We start from the raw sequence: 16,412 nt of genomic DNA on the forward strand, positions 1-16,412 counted from the left end.
TCACACCACCACTCCCTGTTGCACCCCCTCGCTCCATCGATTGGAACTCCTGTGTCAGACCTCTCCAGTTCGCGTAGATCGTGGCGATCACGACTGCACTCCGTCATCGCGCTCGCCCTCGGCGTGGGCCTCGTCGCCAGCGGCGCCGCGCTCGGCACGCTGCCGGCCGCCGCGGCCGAACCCTCAACGGGCATCAGCCTCGCCGACCTCAAGGTCGAGAATCGCGTCGAACCGCTGGGCATCGACAGCGCCAAGCCCCGGTTCTCCTGGGTGACCTCATCGACGATGCGTGATGTGCAGCAAGGCTCCTACCGTCTGCGCGTTGCGGACTCGGCCGCCGCACTCGCCACCGGCAATGTCTGGGACAGCGGAACCGTCGACTCGACCGAATCGGCGAGCATCGAGTACGGCGGGGATTCCCTCAAGGCGGCAACCACGTACTTCTGGTCGGTGGATGTGCAGACCACCGCGGGCGCGGCATCCGCTTCATCGACGTTCGCGACCGGCCTGCTCGCCGACGCCGACTGGGGCAGCAGTGCCTGGATCGGACGCGACCGGGTGCAGCAGAGCGCCGAGGGGCTGACGATGAACCTCGACGGAGCCTCCTGGATCCACCCGCCCTATGCCGGTGGGAACACTCCGCCCGGCTACTTCCGGCAGGGCTTCATGCTTCCGACCGACAAGACCATCGAACGCGCCGAGTTCGTGATGGCCGGCGACCGCGGCTTCACGGCCCACCTCAACGGAAACCAGATCGCGACGGGCAAGTCTGTCGACGACGCCTGGAAGACGGCGACCCGGGTTCAGGTCTTCCCGAACCCCGGCGCAAACCTCCTGGCCGTGTACCTCAGCAACACCGCGAAGGCCTACGGCGCCGTCGTCGGCAAACTGACCGTGCGTTTCACTGACGGCACGACGCAGGATGTCGTCACCGACGGAACCTGGCTGAGCAACAAGACCGCGAACACCGGCTGGCAGTCCAACGGCTACGACACCACCGGCTGGATTCCCGCCACCGCGCGCGCTGTCTACGGCGGCAGCCCGTGGGGCGCCCAGGTCACCGTGCCCGTTGCCGCAACGGCCGACAGCCGGCTGAGCTTCGACACCGCATCCTGGATCATTCCGGCTCCCGCCACCGTCGGCGACCCGATTCCCTCGGCCGTGTTCCGCAAATCGCTCAGCATCTCCGGCACGAAAGAGGTCGCCTGGGCGCAGCTCGCCGTCACTGGCGACCAGATCTTCACTGCATATTGGAACGGGCAGAAGGTCGCCTTCAACACCGGCGCCAATAACGAATGGCAGACCGCGCGGGTCACCAACCTCGACGCCGTGGCCGGCGAGAACGTGCTCGGCCTGGTGCTGAAGACTCCCGGCAACAGCCAGAACGGCGGAGTGCTCGCCACCGTGCGCGTCGGCTACACCGACGGCACCAGCGAACAGCTCATCACCAATAGCGGGTTCAAAGCGCTGGTCACCGCTGAAGATGCGGCTCCGGCCGGCTGGAACGCCGCCGGTTTCACTGAATCCGCCGCCTGGACGAACGCCAAGGCCAACTTCCTTTACCGCAACGGAATCTACGGCTCCCAGGTCAGCATCCCCGAACTCTCGGTCGGTGCCGACGCGCTTACCTTCGCCAACTCCGACTGGATCTGGACACCAGAGGCCGGCGCCCCCGTCGCTCCCGGCGAGGACCGCGCCTTCCGTAAGACCCTCGACACACCCGCGGGCACGCAGGCGACGAAGGCAGAGATCTTCATCACCGCCGACGACTCCTATCGTCTCTGGGTCAACGGGCGTCTGATCGCCCGCACCGAGGGGGCCAGCAATGAATGGCAGGGCTCCAAGCGCTACGTCGTCGATCTCGAGGGCGCGCAGAACGTCATCGCCGTGCGCACCACCAACGGTGCCGGGTCACCGGCAGGCCTACTGATGGTGGGCCGGGTCACTTACGACGACCTCTCGAACACCGTGTTCACCACGGATGCGAGCTGGAAGGCATCCAAAACCATCACCGACGGATTCGAAAAACCCGGCTTCAACGACTCCGGCTGGGCCCCCGCCGCCGTGCAGGCGCGCTACGGCGCAGGACCGTGGGGCAACGGCGTGCGTCTGCCCGTCGCCGCCCCGGCGGCAGCCCCGCTGATGCGCAAGGAGTTCAGCGTCGATCAGCAGGTCACGTCGGCGAAGATCTACGTCGCGGCCGGTGGCTACGCCAATGTGAGCCTCAACGGCGCACCGATCAACGACGAGCTGCTCTCACCCGGCTACACCGACTACGACGACCACGCGCAGTACACCGTGACCGACATAACAAACCAGCTCACACCGGGCAACAATGCGCTCGGCATTGAGCTCGGCCGTGGCTTCTACGGGTTGACCAACGGCAACGTCTGGAACTGGGAGAAGGCCCCCTGGCACGATGAGCCGGTTGCCAGGGCGGTGCTGCGCATCGAGTACGCCGACGGCTCCTCGAAGGATGTCGTCACCGACGGCAGCTGGGCCCTGCACGACGGGCCGACGGTGCTCGATGATCTCTACGGAGGCGAGACCTACAACGCGTCTCTGGAGCAGACCGGCTTCGACACCGCCGGATTCGCTGCCGCATCCTGGGACAGGGCGGCCGTCGTGGCCGGCCCGAAGGGTGTGCTCGTCAACCAGAGCCAGCAACCGATCCGCATCACCGAAGAACTGCCCGCCAGCTCGGTCACCGAGGTCATCCCCGGCACCTACGTGGTGAAGTTTCCGCGCGTGCTCGCCGGAAACGTGAAGATCACGGCCGAAGGAGACGCCGGATCGACGGTGCGCTTTCAGTACGCCGAGAAACTCCGGACCAACGGCCGGCTGAACGCCGACAACAACGGCGGCTTCCAGAACGGCTTCCAGACCGACAGGTTCATCCTGGCCGGCACCGGGGCTCCGGAGACCTGGGCTGCGAAGTTCTCGTACAAGGGTTTCCAATACATCGAGGTGTCTGGCTGGCCAGAAGGCAGCACGCCGACCGCGGCGAACTTCACCGCGCAGGCCATGCACACCGACACGGAAGAGACCGGATCGTTCGAGAGTGCGAACAGCACGATGAACGCCACTCACCGCGCCGTGGTCGACACCCTGCTCAACAACCTGCACGGCATCCCCACCGACACCCCGATGTTCGAGAAGAACGGCTGGACCGGTGACGCCGCCGTCGGCGCCGAGATGTTCCTGATGAACCTCGACTCGCAGAACCTGTTCGCCAAGTGGATCGGTGACATCAACGACAGCCGCGACCCGGTCACCGGGGCGCCCTATGTCATCGCACCGAGCTCGGCGAACTGGGGCGACTGGGGCACCAATCCGTCGTGGCACGCCGCCTACATCCAGGTGCCGTGGGCGCTTTACCAGTACGGCGGGGACATCCGTGTCTTGCAGCAGTACTACGACGGAATGAAGCAGTACACCGACGCTGAGTTCGCGCGCTCGCCGGGCGGCATCGCCGATGCCCGCCTGGGCGACTGGGTGAGCCCGGAGGCCAGCCCGGCCGGCGGCAACGCGCCTGAAGACGTGCACGTCAGTGCCACGGCGTTCCTCTACACAATGCTGAACACGATGGAGAAGACGGCGAAACTGCTCGGCAAGCCGGGCGACGCCGAACACTTCGCCGACCAGGCCGGCACGGTGAAGGATGCCTTCAATGCGACATTCCTTGACACCGCGCGCGGGTTCTACCGAGGCGCCGGCGACAACGGCTACCGCCAGACCCACAACGTGCTCGCCCTCGCCTTCGGAATGACTCCCGATGCGGAGACGGCGAAGCGGGTTGCCGCCAGTCTGGCCGCCGATGTCGTGGCCAAGGGCGACAAGCTCAACACCGGAACCCTTGGCACCAAGTACCTGCTGCCGATGCTCACCAAGTACGGCTACGCAGAACTGGCCTACAAGGTTGCGGTGCAGAAGGAGTATCCGAGCTGGGGCTACATGATCGAGAACGGCGCCACCTCCATGTGGGAGCATTGGTCGCTGGAATCACGCTCGCTGGGTCACTACTTCCTTGGCACCGTCGATGACTGGTTCTATCACGACGTCGCCGGCATCCGCAGTTCGGAAACCACCGGTTACCGTGACGTGTCAATCGCCCCGCTGGTGACCGACCAGCTCGACTGGGCGAAGGCGACAACCCAGACGCCATTCGGCCCGGTGAGTGTGGACTGGAAGAAGGCCAATGGCTCGCTCAGCCTGAAGACGCACGTTCCCGTCGGTTCGACGGCCACGGTGAAGCTCCCGGCGGCGAACAGCTGGGCGGTCACCGAGGGTGGCGTCGCGCTATCTGACGTCGCCGGGGTGCGCAACATTGCCGAGGATGCCGGAACCGTGCTCGTCACGGTCGGCTCGGGTGACTACGCGTTCGAGGTTGATGCCGAGGCCGGTGCCGTGGGGACCGTGCTGCAGAGCATCGACGCGCTGACCACAGAGATCGACGCGCAGCACACCGCGGGAGAGTTGAACAACTCCCAGGCGTCGACCGTGGCCGGCCTCGTGGTGACCTCACGGGCGCACGCCGCGGAGGCACTGACTCACCTCGCGCAGAACGACGCGGCTGCGGCTGCCCGCTCGCTCGCGCAGGCGGTCGGCTCGCTCGACGCCGTCGACACCTGGATCGCCGCAGAACCGCTCAATGAGGCAACCCGCTCGGCTCTCGGGGCGGCGGCGCAAGCCGTTCGCGGGGCGGCCGGCACCACGGTGTCTGCGCTGCTCGGCGTGACCGCATCGGCAACGCTGGTGAGTCCGGCCTCCAAACCGGGAGAACAGGGAACCGTCACGGCGACGGTCGCCAACTCCGGAACCGCCGCCATCTCGGCCGTCACTGCACGTATCCGCGGTGTGGATGCGGGATGGTCGGTCTCTGAAACTCCGGTTTCGGTTGCCGAGCCCCTGGCCGGGGGTGACACGAGGTCTGCAGCACTGGGCTTCGCGGTTCCGCTCGACCAGGTTCCGGGTGAAGTTCCGGCGACCATCGGGTTCAGCTACCGATTCGGTGGCCAGAGCATCGAGCTCCAACGCCCACTCGCGCTGGTGGTCGATTCGGCCGTCACCATCTCGAGCGCCGTCTTCGACCCGTCGACCGTGGCGCCCGGGCAGGCGAGCCGGCTCACCGTGACAGTGAGCAACACCGGCTCGCAGGCGGCGGCAGGTCACCTCGAACTGAGCGTGCCGGCCGGCTGGACCACGCCGTTGCCCACGGGTGACGTGCGCATTCCGGCGGGTTCGGATGCGGTTCTCACGGTGCCCGTCTTCGTGCCGGTTGGCGCGGACCGGGCGTCACTGGCGGCATCCGTCACGGCGCGCTTCGTCTACGACGGGGTCACGTTCGCGGAGGCGACGGCGGAACTCACCGTGGCGCTGGCACCGGTCACGACGCCGCCGGTCGGCTACGACCACGTCGACCTCGGAGACAAGCCTTCTGAAGATGCGCACGGGCTCACCGCCTCGGCATCGTCGGGAACCAACACCGAAGCGGGGCTGACGCGCCGCTACGCCGGACACCTCACCGACAACTCGTTCTTCGAGTTCAACGCGCAGGTCGTGGCGGGCCAACCGTTTGTGATTCGCGGGATCGAGACCTACGACAAGCCGCAGACCAAGAAGTACAAGGTCTTCGTCGATGGCACCGAGGTCGCTGAGCGTCTGTTCAGTCACACCGGCGGCCTGGGCACGGAAACCTTCGAGTTCCCAGTCGATGCGGCGCTCGCCGCGTCGGGCACGGTGCGGATCAAATTCCAGAACCTGACCGATCACGGGTTCTACGACCCGTCGATCGCCGACGTGTGGACCCTGCCGCTGGCGGCCGACACGATCGCCCCGCAGGTGACCGCGACGGCTGATCCGTCTGTACCGAACCGCGCGAGTGGCTGGTACCTGCAGGCTCCGGTCGGGCTCACCCTGCAGGCTCAGGACGATCGTGCCGGCGACGTGCGCATCGAGTACGCGCTCGGCGACGGTGCGATGGCCGACTACTCGACGGCGATTTCACTCGCCGACGAGGGGGAGCATGCTCTGACCTACCGGGCGAGTGATGGGGCGGGCAACTCCAGCGGCATCCGGAGCCTGAACGTGAAAATCGACACTGTCGCTCCGGTGACCACTGCCACGCGTGGTGCTGGGTTCGACGGGGAGACGGCGACCACCTCGGGCACGATCGGCTTCGCGGCCGAGGACGCCACCTCCGGTGTCGCCTCGACGAGCTACCGGGTGAACAACGGAGAGTGGATGCTCGGCGACGCGGCCGTTGTCACGGCAGAAGGCGCATTCACGCTCGACTTCCGGTCGACTGACGTCGCCGGCAACGTTGAAAAGGCGCAGTCGATCACGGGAACGATTGTCATTCCCGATGTGACGGCGCCGACGGTCGGGGTTGCCATCTCCAACGCCGGCAACAACGGCTGGCACGTCGCGGGAGCGGCGGGCACGCTCACGGCGACCGACGACAAAAGCGGAGTGCGCTCGATCGAGTACCGCCTGAACGACGGCGGCTGGGTGGCCTACACCGCGCCGGTCACGCTGCCGGAGGGCACGACGACGTTCTCGTATCGGGCTACCGACAACGCGGGCAACGTAAGTGCGCCCGCTTCGACTACGGTCAAGGTCGATGCGACGGCGCCGCTGGTCTGGGGCTGGCTGTCGAAGGCGGGACGCGGGAGCGTGATCGGCTCCGATGTGGCCTCCGGTGTCGATCACCTCGAGTACTCGCTCGACGGACACACCTGGGTGAGCGGTTTGACCCAGTTGATTGCTGAAGCAGCGAAGCCGACCTCGGTGCAGGTGCGTGCGATTGACCGGGCGGGCAACGTGGGAGAGGCGCTGCAGCTTGAACGCTCTGCGAAGCCGACGAAGCTCGAGTTTGCTGCCGGTTCGCGCGTGCTCGTTGAATCGAGCGGTTTCGCGGCGGGCGAGCAGGTTCGGATCGAGCTGCACTCCACGCCGACCGTGCTCGCGGTGGCCACCGCCGATGCCCGTGGCGTGATCTCCGCGCAGGGAACGGTTCCGGCCGACTTCCCGGGCGGGGCTCACGACCTGGTGCTGGTTGTCGTTGACTCCGGTACGGGCGGCCCGGGCGAGCCTGGTGAACCCGGCCAGCCGGGCACCGGGAACGGGAACGGAAATGGCTCGGGCGGTTCAGTCACGATTCCCACCGATGTCATCGCGTCAACGGGAGTCACCCTGGTGCCGGCGGCCCTGATCGCGGGCCTGTTGTTGCTGGCGGGGGCCGGGCTCGTCCTGCTGCGTCAGCGTCGGGGTCGCCGGCTGATCGGCTAGTCGTTCGCTCGCCCCGGTTCTACCGGGGCGCGAAGGCCGGGCAGGAGATCCCTCAGGGGATCGCCGCCCGGCCTTTCTGTGTGCCCTTTCTGTGTGCCCCTCTCTGTGCGCTGTGCACGCTTCGGTGGTCGAGCGCGTCGAGATCGCGCGCGCCACTCCCTGAACCCGGCGGGAGCATCCGGGGACGCGCCCGGGGTCGCATCCGCAAGCATCGGTCGCTGCGCGGGTTGAAAACCGCCGCGCCGGTTCAACTCAACGCGCGTAGCGGTTTTCAACCCGCGCGGTGTCGGTGACAGGAGCTGGCCTGCCCCTCACCGCCCAATCTCGGCCGACTCGCGTCGATGTGCCCTGGACGCGGGGTCGAATTGATACGTTTTACTGCGTAGGGTCAGACCGGCTGTGATTACTGAACGACTGTCGCATCCGCCATAGCTGAAAGGGACCACCGTGTCAGTAAATGTTCGGGATGTTGCTGCGCTCGCCGCAGTCTCCGTCGGAACCGTCTCGAACGTGATGAATCACCCAGACAAGGTTTCACCGATCACCGTTTCTCGGGTTCAAGACGCCATCAAGGCACTCGGATTTGTACGCAACGACGCCGCCCGCCAACTGCGCGCCGGCCACAGCAAGAGCCTCGGACTCGTCGTTCTCGACGCCGGCAACCCGTTCTTCGCCGAACTGGCCAAAGGTGCGGAGAACCGGGCGATGGAGGAGGGCTTCACTGTGCTCGTCGGCAACAGCGACGAGAAGCCGGAGCGCGAAGCCCTCTATCTCGACCTGTTCGAAGAACAGCGTGTTCACGGCGTGCTGATCACGCCGTTCGGCGACGCGATTCCGCGTTTGGAGCAGCTCAAGGCGCGCGGTACGCCCGCGGTTCTCGTTGACCGCGAAGTGGATCATCCGGGCTTCTCGTCGGTATCGGTTGACGACGAGGCCGGTGGCTATCTGGCTGCAGAGCACCTTCTGTCGATCGGTCGGCGTCGGCTGGCTTTCGTCGGCGGCCCGGTGCAGCTGCGGCAGGTCGCCGACCGTCTGGCCGGGGCACAGCGCGCTGTTGCCGAGGTTGCGGGGGCCTCGATCGAGGTTGTCGAGACCGATTCGCTGACCGTGCGCGCCGGACGGCAGGCCGGTGAGGGTATGAGAAACCGAGCGGCGGCGGATCGCCCCGATGCCGTCTTCGGCGCCAACGACCTTTTGGCGATGGGGGTGCTCCAGGCGCTGATGAAGGATGGCGCGGTCGCTGTTCCCCAGGATGTCGCACTGATCGGCTATGACGACATCGGATTCGCCGAAGCCGCGGTCGTTCCGTTGTCATCCATACGCCAGCCGAGCCAATTGATTGGCTACACCGCCGTGCAGCTGCTGCTGCGTGAAGCCGAAGGCGGCGCTGATTTCGTGCACGAACACGTGCTTTTCCAGCCTGAACTTGTCGTGCGCGAGTCAACTGGTGGCCGCGCGGCCTGACCAGTTGTCCCTCGTGCAGGGGGCACCCCGGAGGTAGGCTCGTTTCCATGAGTACGACGGAGCAATCCCAGGCGGAACGCGACAACCATAGTTTCTTCGGCCAACCTCGATCGCTCGCCAACGTCGCGGGCGTCGAGCTCTGGGAGCGGTTCTCCTTCTACGGCATGCAGGGCATCCTGTTGCTCTACCTGTACTACTCGGTGGAAGACGGCGGCCTCGGCATGTCGAAGGTCACCGCCGCAGGAATCGTCGGCGCGTACGGCGGCGCCGTCTACCTCTCCACGATCCTCGGCGCCTGGGTCGCCGACCGCCTGCTCGGTTCCGAGCGCGTGCTGTTCTACAGCGCAATGGTGATCATGGCCGGCCACCTTGCCCTGGCGCTGTTGCCGGGCGGAATCGGCGTGACCGTGGGCCTGATCCTGGTCGCGTTCGGTAGCGGCGGGCTGAAAGCCAACGCGACATCCGTTGTCGGGATGCTGTACAAGCCGGAAGACCCGCGTCGCGACGCCGGTTTCTCGATCTTCTACCTCGGAATCAACCTCGGCGCGTTCCTGGGCCCGCTGCTGACCGGCCTGCTGCAGACCACGGTCGGCTTCCACTGGGGCTTCGGCCTCGCCGCGGTCGGAATGGGAATCGGGCTGCTGCAGTACTCCTTCGGCCGCAAGCGCCTGCCCGAACGCTCGCGCATCGTGCCCGACCCGCTGCCGCGGTCACGGTGGACGTTCTACGGGCTCATCGGCCTCGCCGGCGTCGCCCTGGTCGTCGTTCTGGTGATGACCGGGGTGATCACGGCCGAGAGCCTCTCGACTGTCGTGATCGTTCTCGTGATCGTGTCGACGATCTCGTACTTCACCGTCATCCTCACGAGCAAGCAGATCACGACCGTGGAGCGCAAGCGCGTCTACGCCTTCATCCCGCTCTTCATCGCCAGCGCGGCGTTCTGGTCGCTCTACCAGCAGCAGTTCACCGTCGTCACGATCTACTCAGACGAGCGACTGAACCGGGATCTGTTCGGTTGGACGATGCCGGTGTCGTGGGTGCAGTCGATCAACCCGGTGTTCATCATCATCCTGTCCGGCGTCTTCGCCGCAATCTGGACCAAGTGGGGCGCCAAGCAGCCGTCGACCCCGATCAAGTTCGCGGCCGGCACGGCGATCATGGGTCTCGCATTCTGGTTGTTCTTGCCGTTTGCCGGCGGCGGACCCAACTCGACCCCCCTGCTCGCGATGTTCGGCATCCTGCTCGCCTTCACCGTTGCCGAGCTGCTGCTCTCGCCGGTCGGCCTGTCGGTGTCGACCAAACTGGCGCCCGCGGCGTTCACGACCCAGATGGTGGCCTTGTTCTTCCTCTCCGTGTCGCTCGGAACTGCTATCTCCGGGCGGCTCGCCGAGCTGTACACGGCCGTGCCGGAGAACGTCTACTTCGGCGTGCTGGGTGCCATCGCCATCGTGATCGGTATCGCACTGGCGCTGGCCGCGCGCCCGGTGCTGCGTCTCATGGGCGGGGTGCGCTGACGCTTCGAGGCATCGTCGCCTACGCCGCTGCTGGTGCAGCGGCGTAGGCAGCGGTATCCGCAGGGTGCGGGGCCCGGTCGTCAGGCTCCCCTAGAATTTGGGAGCTTCCGGTGAAAGGCTCCCATGCTCGAAATGTTCGGCGAGATCCTTCCTCTCGCGGTCGGTGTGGCGCTCAGCCCGCTCCCGATCATTGCGGTGCTGCTGTTGAACTCGCCGCAGACGCCGGCTTCGCCGCCGGCTTTTCTCGCCGGCCGGCTGCTCAGCGTGATCGTCATCGTCGCTTTCTGCGCCGTCGTCATCGATGTCGCGGTGGAGGAGGGCGAGACCGCTCCGTTCGTCTCGGTCATCCGCATTCTGGTCGGCATCGCCCTCGTCGTGCTTGCGGCGACAAAATGGCGCAAGCGGCCGGGAAAGAACGCGGATGTCGAATTGCCACGCTGGATGGCGATGGTCGACGGGGCCGGACCGGCCCGGAGTTTCGGCCTCGCGCTGTTGCTCTCGGTGACGAACCTCAAGGAACTCTTGTTCGCCATCGGTGCCGGTGTGACGATCGGAGCGGCGAACCTCGGGCTCGGGGCCGATCTGGTCGCCGCCGCATTCTTCGGCCTGATCGCATGTGCCACCGTGGCGATTCCGGTCGTCGCGCTGCTCATCGCACCCGAGCGGATGCGCCCGCGGCTTGAGCTCACGCGCGACTGGCTGGTGCGTAACAACGGCGTGATCATCGGAGCGGTGTTGCTTTTGATCGGGGCCTCGTTGATCGGTGGCGGGATTGCCGAGCTCGGCGAACTCTGACCCGCTTCGGCGCACTAGCGAGGTGTCGTCGCCTCGATCACGGCGATCTCTCGAGTGGCGGTCTCCTGGTCGTCGCCGAGCGTCGTGCCATCGGCATCCGCCCCCGCGGCAATCGCATCGGCATCCGCCTCGGCCAGGGCGACAGCGACGGATGCCGTCGCCGGGAGCCCGTCGCCGGCGTAACGCACCCGGGAACGCTGGTTGCCGCGCAGGCGCAGGCGCACCTTGAGGTCCCGGTACTTCACCATCCAGATCAGCACGACCACGGCGGCGAGAATGCCGGATGCCGCGGCGACGCCGACTGCCCAGCGCGGGCCGAACTCGTCGGCGACCCAGCCGACGAGCGGGGCACCGAGCGGAGTGCCTCCCGCGAAGATCGCCATGTAGAGCGCCATCACCCGACCGCGCATGGCGGGTTCGGTCGTCGTCTGCACGTAGGCGTTGGCCGTGGTCATCAGAGTGAGCGAGGCGAATCCGACGAAGACCAGGGTCACCGCGAAGAGTCCGTAGGTCGGCATGAAGGCGGCCACCCCGCAGGCCACACCGAATCCCGCGGCGCCGATCAGCACGAGGCGCAGCCGGGCCTCGGCCCGTCGGGCGGCCATCAGCGCTCCCGCGACAGAGCCGATCGCCATGATCGAACTCAGAAAGCCGAACTCGCTCGCCCCGAGGCCGAATGTGACGGTGGTCATGGTCGAGGTGAAGATGGCGAAGTTGAAGCCAAAGGTGCCGACCAGAAACACCACGATGAGCACGACGATGATGTCGGGCCGGCCTCGCACATACCGGAACCCAGCCATGAGCTGTCCGCGTTCGCGCGAGGCGCGCGCCTGCGGGCGCAGCAGGGATTTGCGGAGCAGGAACATCGCCAGCACGGTGAAGCCGAAGGTCACCGCGTTGATCATGAACACCCAGCCGGCCCCGACGATGGCGGTGAGCACGCCGGCGACGGCGGGGCCGATCATGCGGGCTCCGTTGAACGAGGCCGAGTTGAGCGCGACCGCGTTCGACATGTTCTCGTGGGTGACCAGTTCGCCGACGAAGGTCTGCCGGGCCGGCGCATCGATGGCCGAGACCACGCCGAGCGCCAGGGCAAAGAGGTAGACCTGCCAGAGTTCGACAACGCCGAACACCGTGATGATGCCGAGTCCGAGGGCGAGCGCCCCCATCAGCGACTGCGTCAGGATGAGCAGTTTGCGCCGGTCGAATCGGTCGGCGATGAGGCCGCTCCACGGCATCAACAGAAGCTGTGGCCCGAATTGCAGGGCCATCACAATGCCGACGGCCGCGGCATTGTGGTTCGTCAACTGGGTCAGAACGATCCAGTCCTGGGCAGTGCGCTGCATCCAGGTTCCGATGTTGGACACCAGCGCTCCGCTGAACCAAATTCGGTAGTTGACGCCGCTCAGGGAGCGGAACATGGCACTCAACTGTCGGCAAGCTCCTTCATGATCAGTGTCGCCTCGGCCAGCACCTGCTGCTGCTCGGGCGAGAGCTTCATCACGCGTTGGGCGATCCACGCGTCGCGGCGCTCCCGGGTTTCCCGAACGAGGGCGTTGCCCGCAGCACTCGGGGCCAGCATGACCTTGCGGCCGTCATCCGCGGCGTTCTCGCGTTGAACCAACTCGGCCTCGACGAGGGCATTGACTGTGCGGTTCATCGACGGCGGGGTGACACGTTCGTGCTCGCTGAGTTCACTGAGTGTGAGCGGGCCGTCGGAGAAGAGGGTGCAGAGCGCCGAGAACTGGCCGGCGGTCAGCTCGTCGTTCGCCCGCTGCTGACGAAGTCGCCGGGTCAGGCGAGCGTTGGCCAGACGAAAGTCGTGGCTGAGCTCGGCCACGCGGTCGTGCGGCAGCGTGGCAGGGGTGGGTGACTCGGCGTTCATAACTAGTTAGCATAACAAATTAGCTTTGCTAAGCAATACCCCGGACGCAATCAATTGCATCCGTCGCGCATCCGTCACCGAAAACCGCACCTGTCACCGAACGCCGCACAATCTGTGCGGCAATCGACGACAATTGCGCAATTTCGACGCATCCTGCGGCCCGCGATCGCCGTCGCGCTTGGCCGAGATTGAGTCGCTGAGGTGCAGAATGGCAACGTGCCCACATTCACCGACGCCCACGGGATCGAGATCACCTACTACGTCTGGCCGGTTGACGAACCGCGCGCGGTGGTGCAAATCACCCACGGCGTCGGGGAGCACGCCCAGCGCTATGTCGAGCTCGCCGCCGCGTTGAATGCGGCCGGCTACACGGTCTATGCGGATGACCACCGCGGGCATGGGCAGACCGGGCTCAAGCAGCACAACGGAAACCTGGCGATGATGGGCAAGCTCGGCCCCGGCGGGCTGCGTGCCGCCGTCGCGGCGGTTCACCAGTTCAGCGGCGTCATCCGGTCCGATAACCCGGGCCTGCCGCTCGTGCTGTTCGGCCACAGCTGGGGCTCGTTCATGGTGCAGATGATCGTCAACGAGCATGCCGCCGAGTACGACGCGGTCGTGCTGTCGGGCACGGCATATCGGTGGCCCGGTTCGCTCGACACGGGCGACCTCAACCGCAAACACAAGCACCTGGGAACGACGGGGGCAGAGTGGCTGAGCCGCGACCCGGCCGTCGCCCAGGCGTTCGTGGCCGACCCGCTGACGACGCTGTCGCCGATTGCGAAACTGTTCGGGATCCGCGACGGTGTGCGGCTGTTCGGCCGCCCGGCGAAGAATCTGCCGGAGCACCTCCCGCTACTCGTGCAGGTCGGCAGCGACGACACCGTCGGCGGGGAGAAGAGTGCGCTCCGCCTGGTGCAGGCCTATGCGTCGCGCTCTGGCCTGCGGGACATCCTGCTGATCGTGTACCCCGGCGCCCGCCACGAGATCTACAACGAGACGAACCGCGACGAAGTGACGCGCGATCTGGTGAGTTGGCTCGACGAGCGCTTTCCGGCGTCGGCGTCGGCATCCGGTTCCGTGCCGGCGACTGCATCCACGGATGCGCCGGCAACGGCTGCGCCCGCACCCGCTGCGCCCGCACCCGCTGCGCCCGCACCCGCTGAGCCCGCCTCCGAGCTGTCCGATTCCGCAGTGAAAGCCCCCGATATCCCCTCCGACTCCACCCGCAGCAGCCCCGAGCCTCGCTGAGGGGTCGCAGATCGACCTTCGATGGTTCGATGAAGGTCGATCTGCGCCCCCTCACGGGCAACGGAGCAACCGCCCGCCCGACACCCCAGACTCCGCGCGACGACGCGCGACACGACACAAGGAGCATCCGTGACAACGACGACCGGCCGCGTCTCTTTTTGGTACGACGCCACAGGGCTTCCGGCCCAGCGGCCCCCGCTGAACGGTGACATCGACGCCGATGTGTGTATTGTCGGCGCCGGCTACACCGGCCTCTGGACGGCGTACTACCTCAAGAAGGCGGCCCCGTTGCTGCGCGTCGTGATCGTGGAGGAGCGCTTCGCCGGTTACGGCGCCTCGGGGCGCAACGGCGGATGGCTGACGAACTCGGTGACCGGCGGGCGCGAGCAGTACGTGAAGTCGCACGGCCGGGCCGCGGCGGTCGCCATGCAGCAGGCGATGAACGACACCGTCGACGAAGTGATCAGGGTTGCCGATGTCGAAGGAATCGACGCCGACATCCTGAAGGGCGGCGAACTCACGGTCGCGAACAACGCGGCTCAGCTGAACCGGATGCAGAGCTTCGCGGCTTCGGAGCGGAGCTGGCGAGACGCCGTCGACTTTGAGGTGCTCTCAGCGCAGGAGATGGCGGCCCGAGTGAACGTGGATGGCGCGCTCGGCGGGGTGTTTCAGCCGCAATGCGCGCGCATCCAGCCGGCCAAGCTCGCTCGCGGCCTGGCCGAGGCCGTCGAGAAACTCGGCGTGACGATCTACGAGGGAACCCGGGTGAGCGAGATTTCCACGCAGCGGGCGGTCACCGCTCGCGGCACTGTGTCGGCCCGATTCATCGTGCGGGCCACCGAGGGGTTCACCGCCGGCCTCGCCGGATTACACCGCAAATGGTTGCCGATGAACTCCTCGCTCATCGTGACCGAGCCGCTGGATGCCGCCACCTGGCAGTCGATCGGCTGGGAGGGTCGCGAGACACTCGGTGACTTCGCGCACGTCTACATGTATGCCCAGCGCACCGCCGACGACCGGATCGCCTTCGGCGGGCGCGGTGTGCCCTACCGTTTCGGTTCCGGCGTCGACGCCGACGGCGCGACTCCCGACAGCACGGTCACCTCACTGCGCGCCCTGCTGGGTCGCTTCTTCCCGGCCACCACGGGTGCCGCGATCGACCACGCCTGGTCGGGAGTGCTCGGCGTTCCCCGGGACTGGGCGGCGACGGTCGGCCTCGACCCGACATCCGGACTGGCCTGGGCCGGCGGCTATGTCGGAACCGGCGTGACCGCAACCAACCTGGCCGGGCGCACGCTCGCCGACCTGCTGCTCGGCGCCGACACCGCGCTCACCCGCCTGCCGTGGGTCAACCACCAGGTGCGTAACTGGGAGATCGAACCGCTGCGCTGGGTCGCGGTCAAGGGCTTGTATGCCGCGTATCACGCGGCCGATCGCGCCGAGGATCGGGGTCGCACCTCCACTTCGCCGATCGCATCGATGGCGAATGTGGTGGCCGGGCGGCACTAGCGCGACCGGTGATCGAGCCTGTCGAGATCTGGCGACCGAGTTTCGAGATCGGCTCGCGGGGTCTCGACAGGCTCGACCAGCGAGGGGGAGGGGCGCTACGCGACCGGGGCCTGCCCCGTGAGCGTTGACCAGAGAAAGTCGATGTGGTCAGCCATGTCGATGCTCGGGTCCAGCATCCACTGCACCTGGATCCCGTCGGCGAGGGCGATCATTGACGCGGCGAGTTTGTCGGCGTCGAGTGACGCCGGCACCGTGCCGTCTGCCTGACGGCCGCGGATGTCCTCGGCGAACTGGGCGCGAAAGGACGCGTAGCGCTCGACGAAATACTCATGCGCCGGATGCTCGGGGTCGCTGGCCGCGGCGGAGAGCGTCGCGTAGAGCTGAACGAGGCCGGGTACCTCGGCATTGTGCCGCATGACGGCCGCCAGTGCGGCGAGCGGCGCGTCGTGCCGGCGGTAGGTGTCCTCGTCGCGTTCATCGCGCTTCTTGAGAATCGCGGCGAGCAGATCCTCTTTCGAATCGAAGTAGTGCATCAGGCCGGGCAGGCTGAGCCCGCTCGCCCGCGCGACCTCCCGCAGCGACGTTCCGCGGTACCCCTCCCGGGAGAACACCTCCAGCGCCGTGCGCAGGATTTCTTCACGCTTGGCCACGCCTTTGGCGTATGACCCTCTCTCTGACATGCCTCTGATCGTACGACACCTCTGAGC

General features: G+C 66.7%; 9 protein-coding genes. 6 read left to right on the forward strand and 3 right to left on the reverse strand.

Going from position 1 to position 16,412, the window contains the following annotated elements; translation table 11 throughout:
* Window positions 1-51 precede the first annotated feature (51 nt).
* The 4 genes from AC1DCF_RS05880 to AC1DCF_RS05895 all read left to right on the forward strand — a co-directional run bounded on the left by AC1DCF_RS05880 (window position 52) and on the right by AC1DCF_RS05895 (window position 11,063).
* Window positions 52-7,290, forward strand: a complete 7,239-nt coding sequence (locus AC1DCF_RS05880; RefSeq protein WP_477210211.1) for a family 78 glycoside hydrolase catalytic domain — start codon at window positions 52-54, stop codon at window positions 7,288-7,290.
* A gap of 447 nt (window positions 7,291-7,737) precedes the next feature.
* Entirely contained in the window at window positions 7,738-8,754 is a 1,017-nt protein-coding gene (locus AC1DCF_RS05885) for a LacI family DNA-binding transcriptional regulator (RefSeq protein ID WP_477210212.1), read from the forward strand.
* Window positions 8,755-8,801: 47 nt separating this feature from the next.
* Window positions 8,802-10,268, forward strand: a complete 1,467-nt coding sequence (locus tag AC1DCF_RS05890; RefSeq protein WP_477210213.1) for a peptide MFS transporter — start codon at window positions 8,802-8,804, stop codon at window positions 10,266-10,268.
* A 123-nt stretch (window positions 10,269-10,391) separates the two neighbouring features.
* Window positions 10,392-11,063 carry a GAP family protein gene (locus AC1DCF_RS05895; protein WP_477210214.1) on the forward strand — a complete coding sequence of 224 codons (672 nt, stop codon included), beginning with the start codon at window positions 10,392-10,394 and terminating at the stop codon, window positions 11,061-11,063.
* Window positions 11,064-11,077: 14 nt separating this feature from the next.
* Here AC1DCF_RS05895 and AC1DCF_RS05900 read toward each other — a convergent pair whose 3' ends face one another.
* Window positions 11,078-12,493 carry an MFS transporter gene (locus AC1DCF_RS05900; protein ID WP_477210215.1) on the reverse strand — a complete coding sequence of 472 codons (1,416 nt, stop codon included), beginning with the start codon at window positions 12,491-12,493 and terminating at the stop codon, window positions 11,078-11,080.
* Window positions 12,490-12,948, reverse strand: a complete 459-nt coding sequence (locus AC1DCF_RS05905) for a MarR family winged helix-turn-helix transcriptional regulator (protein ID WP_477210216.1) — start codon at window positions 12,946-12,948, stop codon at window positions 12,490-12,492. The genes AC1DCF_RS05900 and AC1DCF_RS05905 overlap by 4 nt, the downstream gene beginning before the upstream one ends.
* A 216-nt stretch (window positions 12,949-13,164) precedes the next feature.
* On the opposite strand from AC1DCF_RS05905, the gene AC1DCF_RS05910 reads away from it, so the two are divergent.
* Together AC1DCF_RS05910 and AC1DCF_RS05915 are read left to right on the forward strand one after the other, a co-directional pair.
* Window positions 13,165-14,196, forward strand: a complete 1,032-nt coding sequence (locus tag AC1DCF_RS05910; RefSeq protein ID WP_477210217.1) for an alpha/beta fold hydrolase — start codon at window positions 13,165-13,167, stop codon at window positions 14,194-14,196.
* Between the two features lie 129 nt (window positions 14,197-14,325).
* Window positions 14,326-15,705 carry an NAD(P)/FAD-dependent oxidoreductase gene (locus tag AC1DCF_RS05915; RefSeq protein ID WP_477210218.1) on the forward strand — a complete coding sequence of 460 codons (1,380 nt, stop codon included), beginning with the start codon at window positions 14,326-14,328 and terminating at the stop codon, window positions 15,703-15,705.
* 95 nt (window positions 15,706-15,800) lie between these two features.
* On the opposite strand, the gene AC1DCF_RS05920 is transcribed toward AC1DCF_RS05915, so the two are convergent.
* Window positions 15,801-16,385, reverse strand: coding sequence for a TetR/AcrR family transcriptional regulator (locus AC1DCF_RS05920; RefSeq protein ID WP_477210219.1), 585 nt, complete (start codon window positions 16,383-16,385; stop codon window positions 15,801-15,803).
* Between the last annotated feature and the right edge of the window lie 27 nt (window positions 16,386-16,412).

The organism is Leifsonia sp. 10L418, assembly GCF_056395445.1.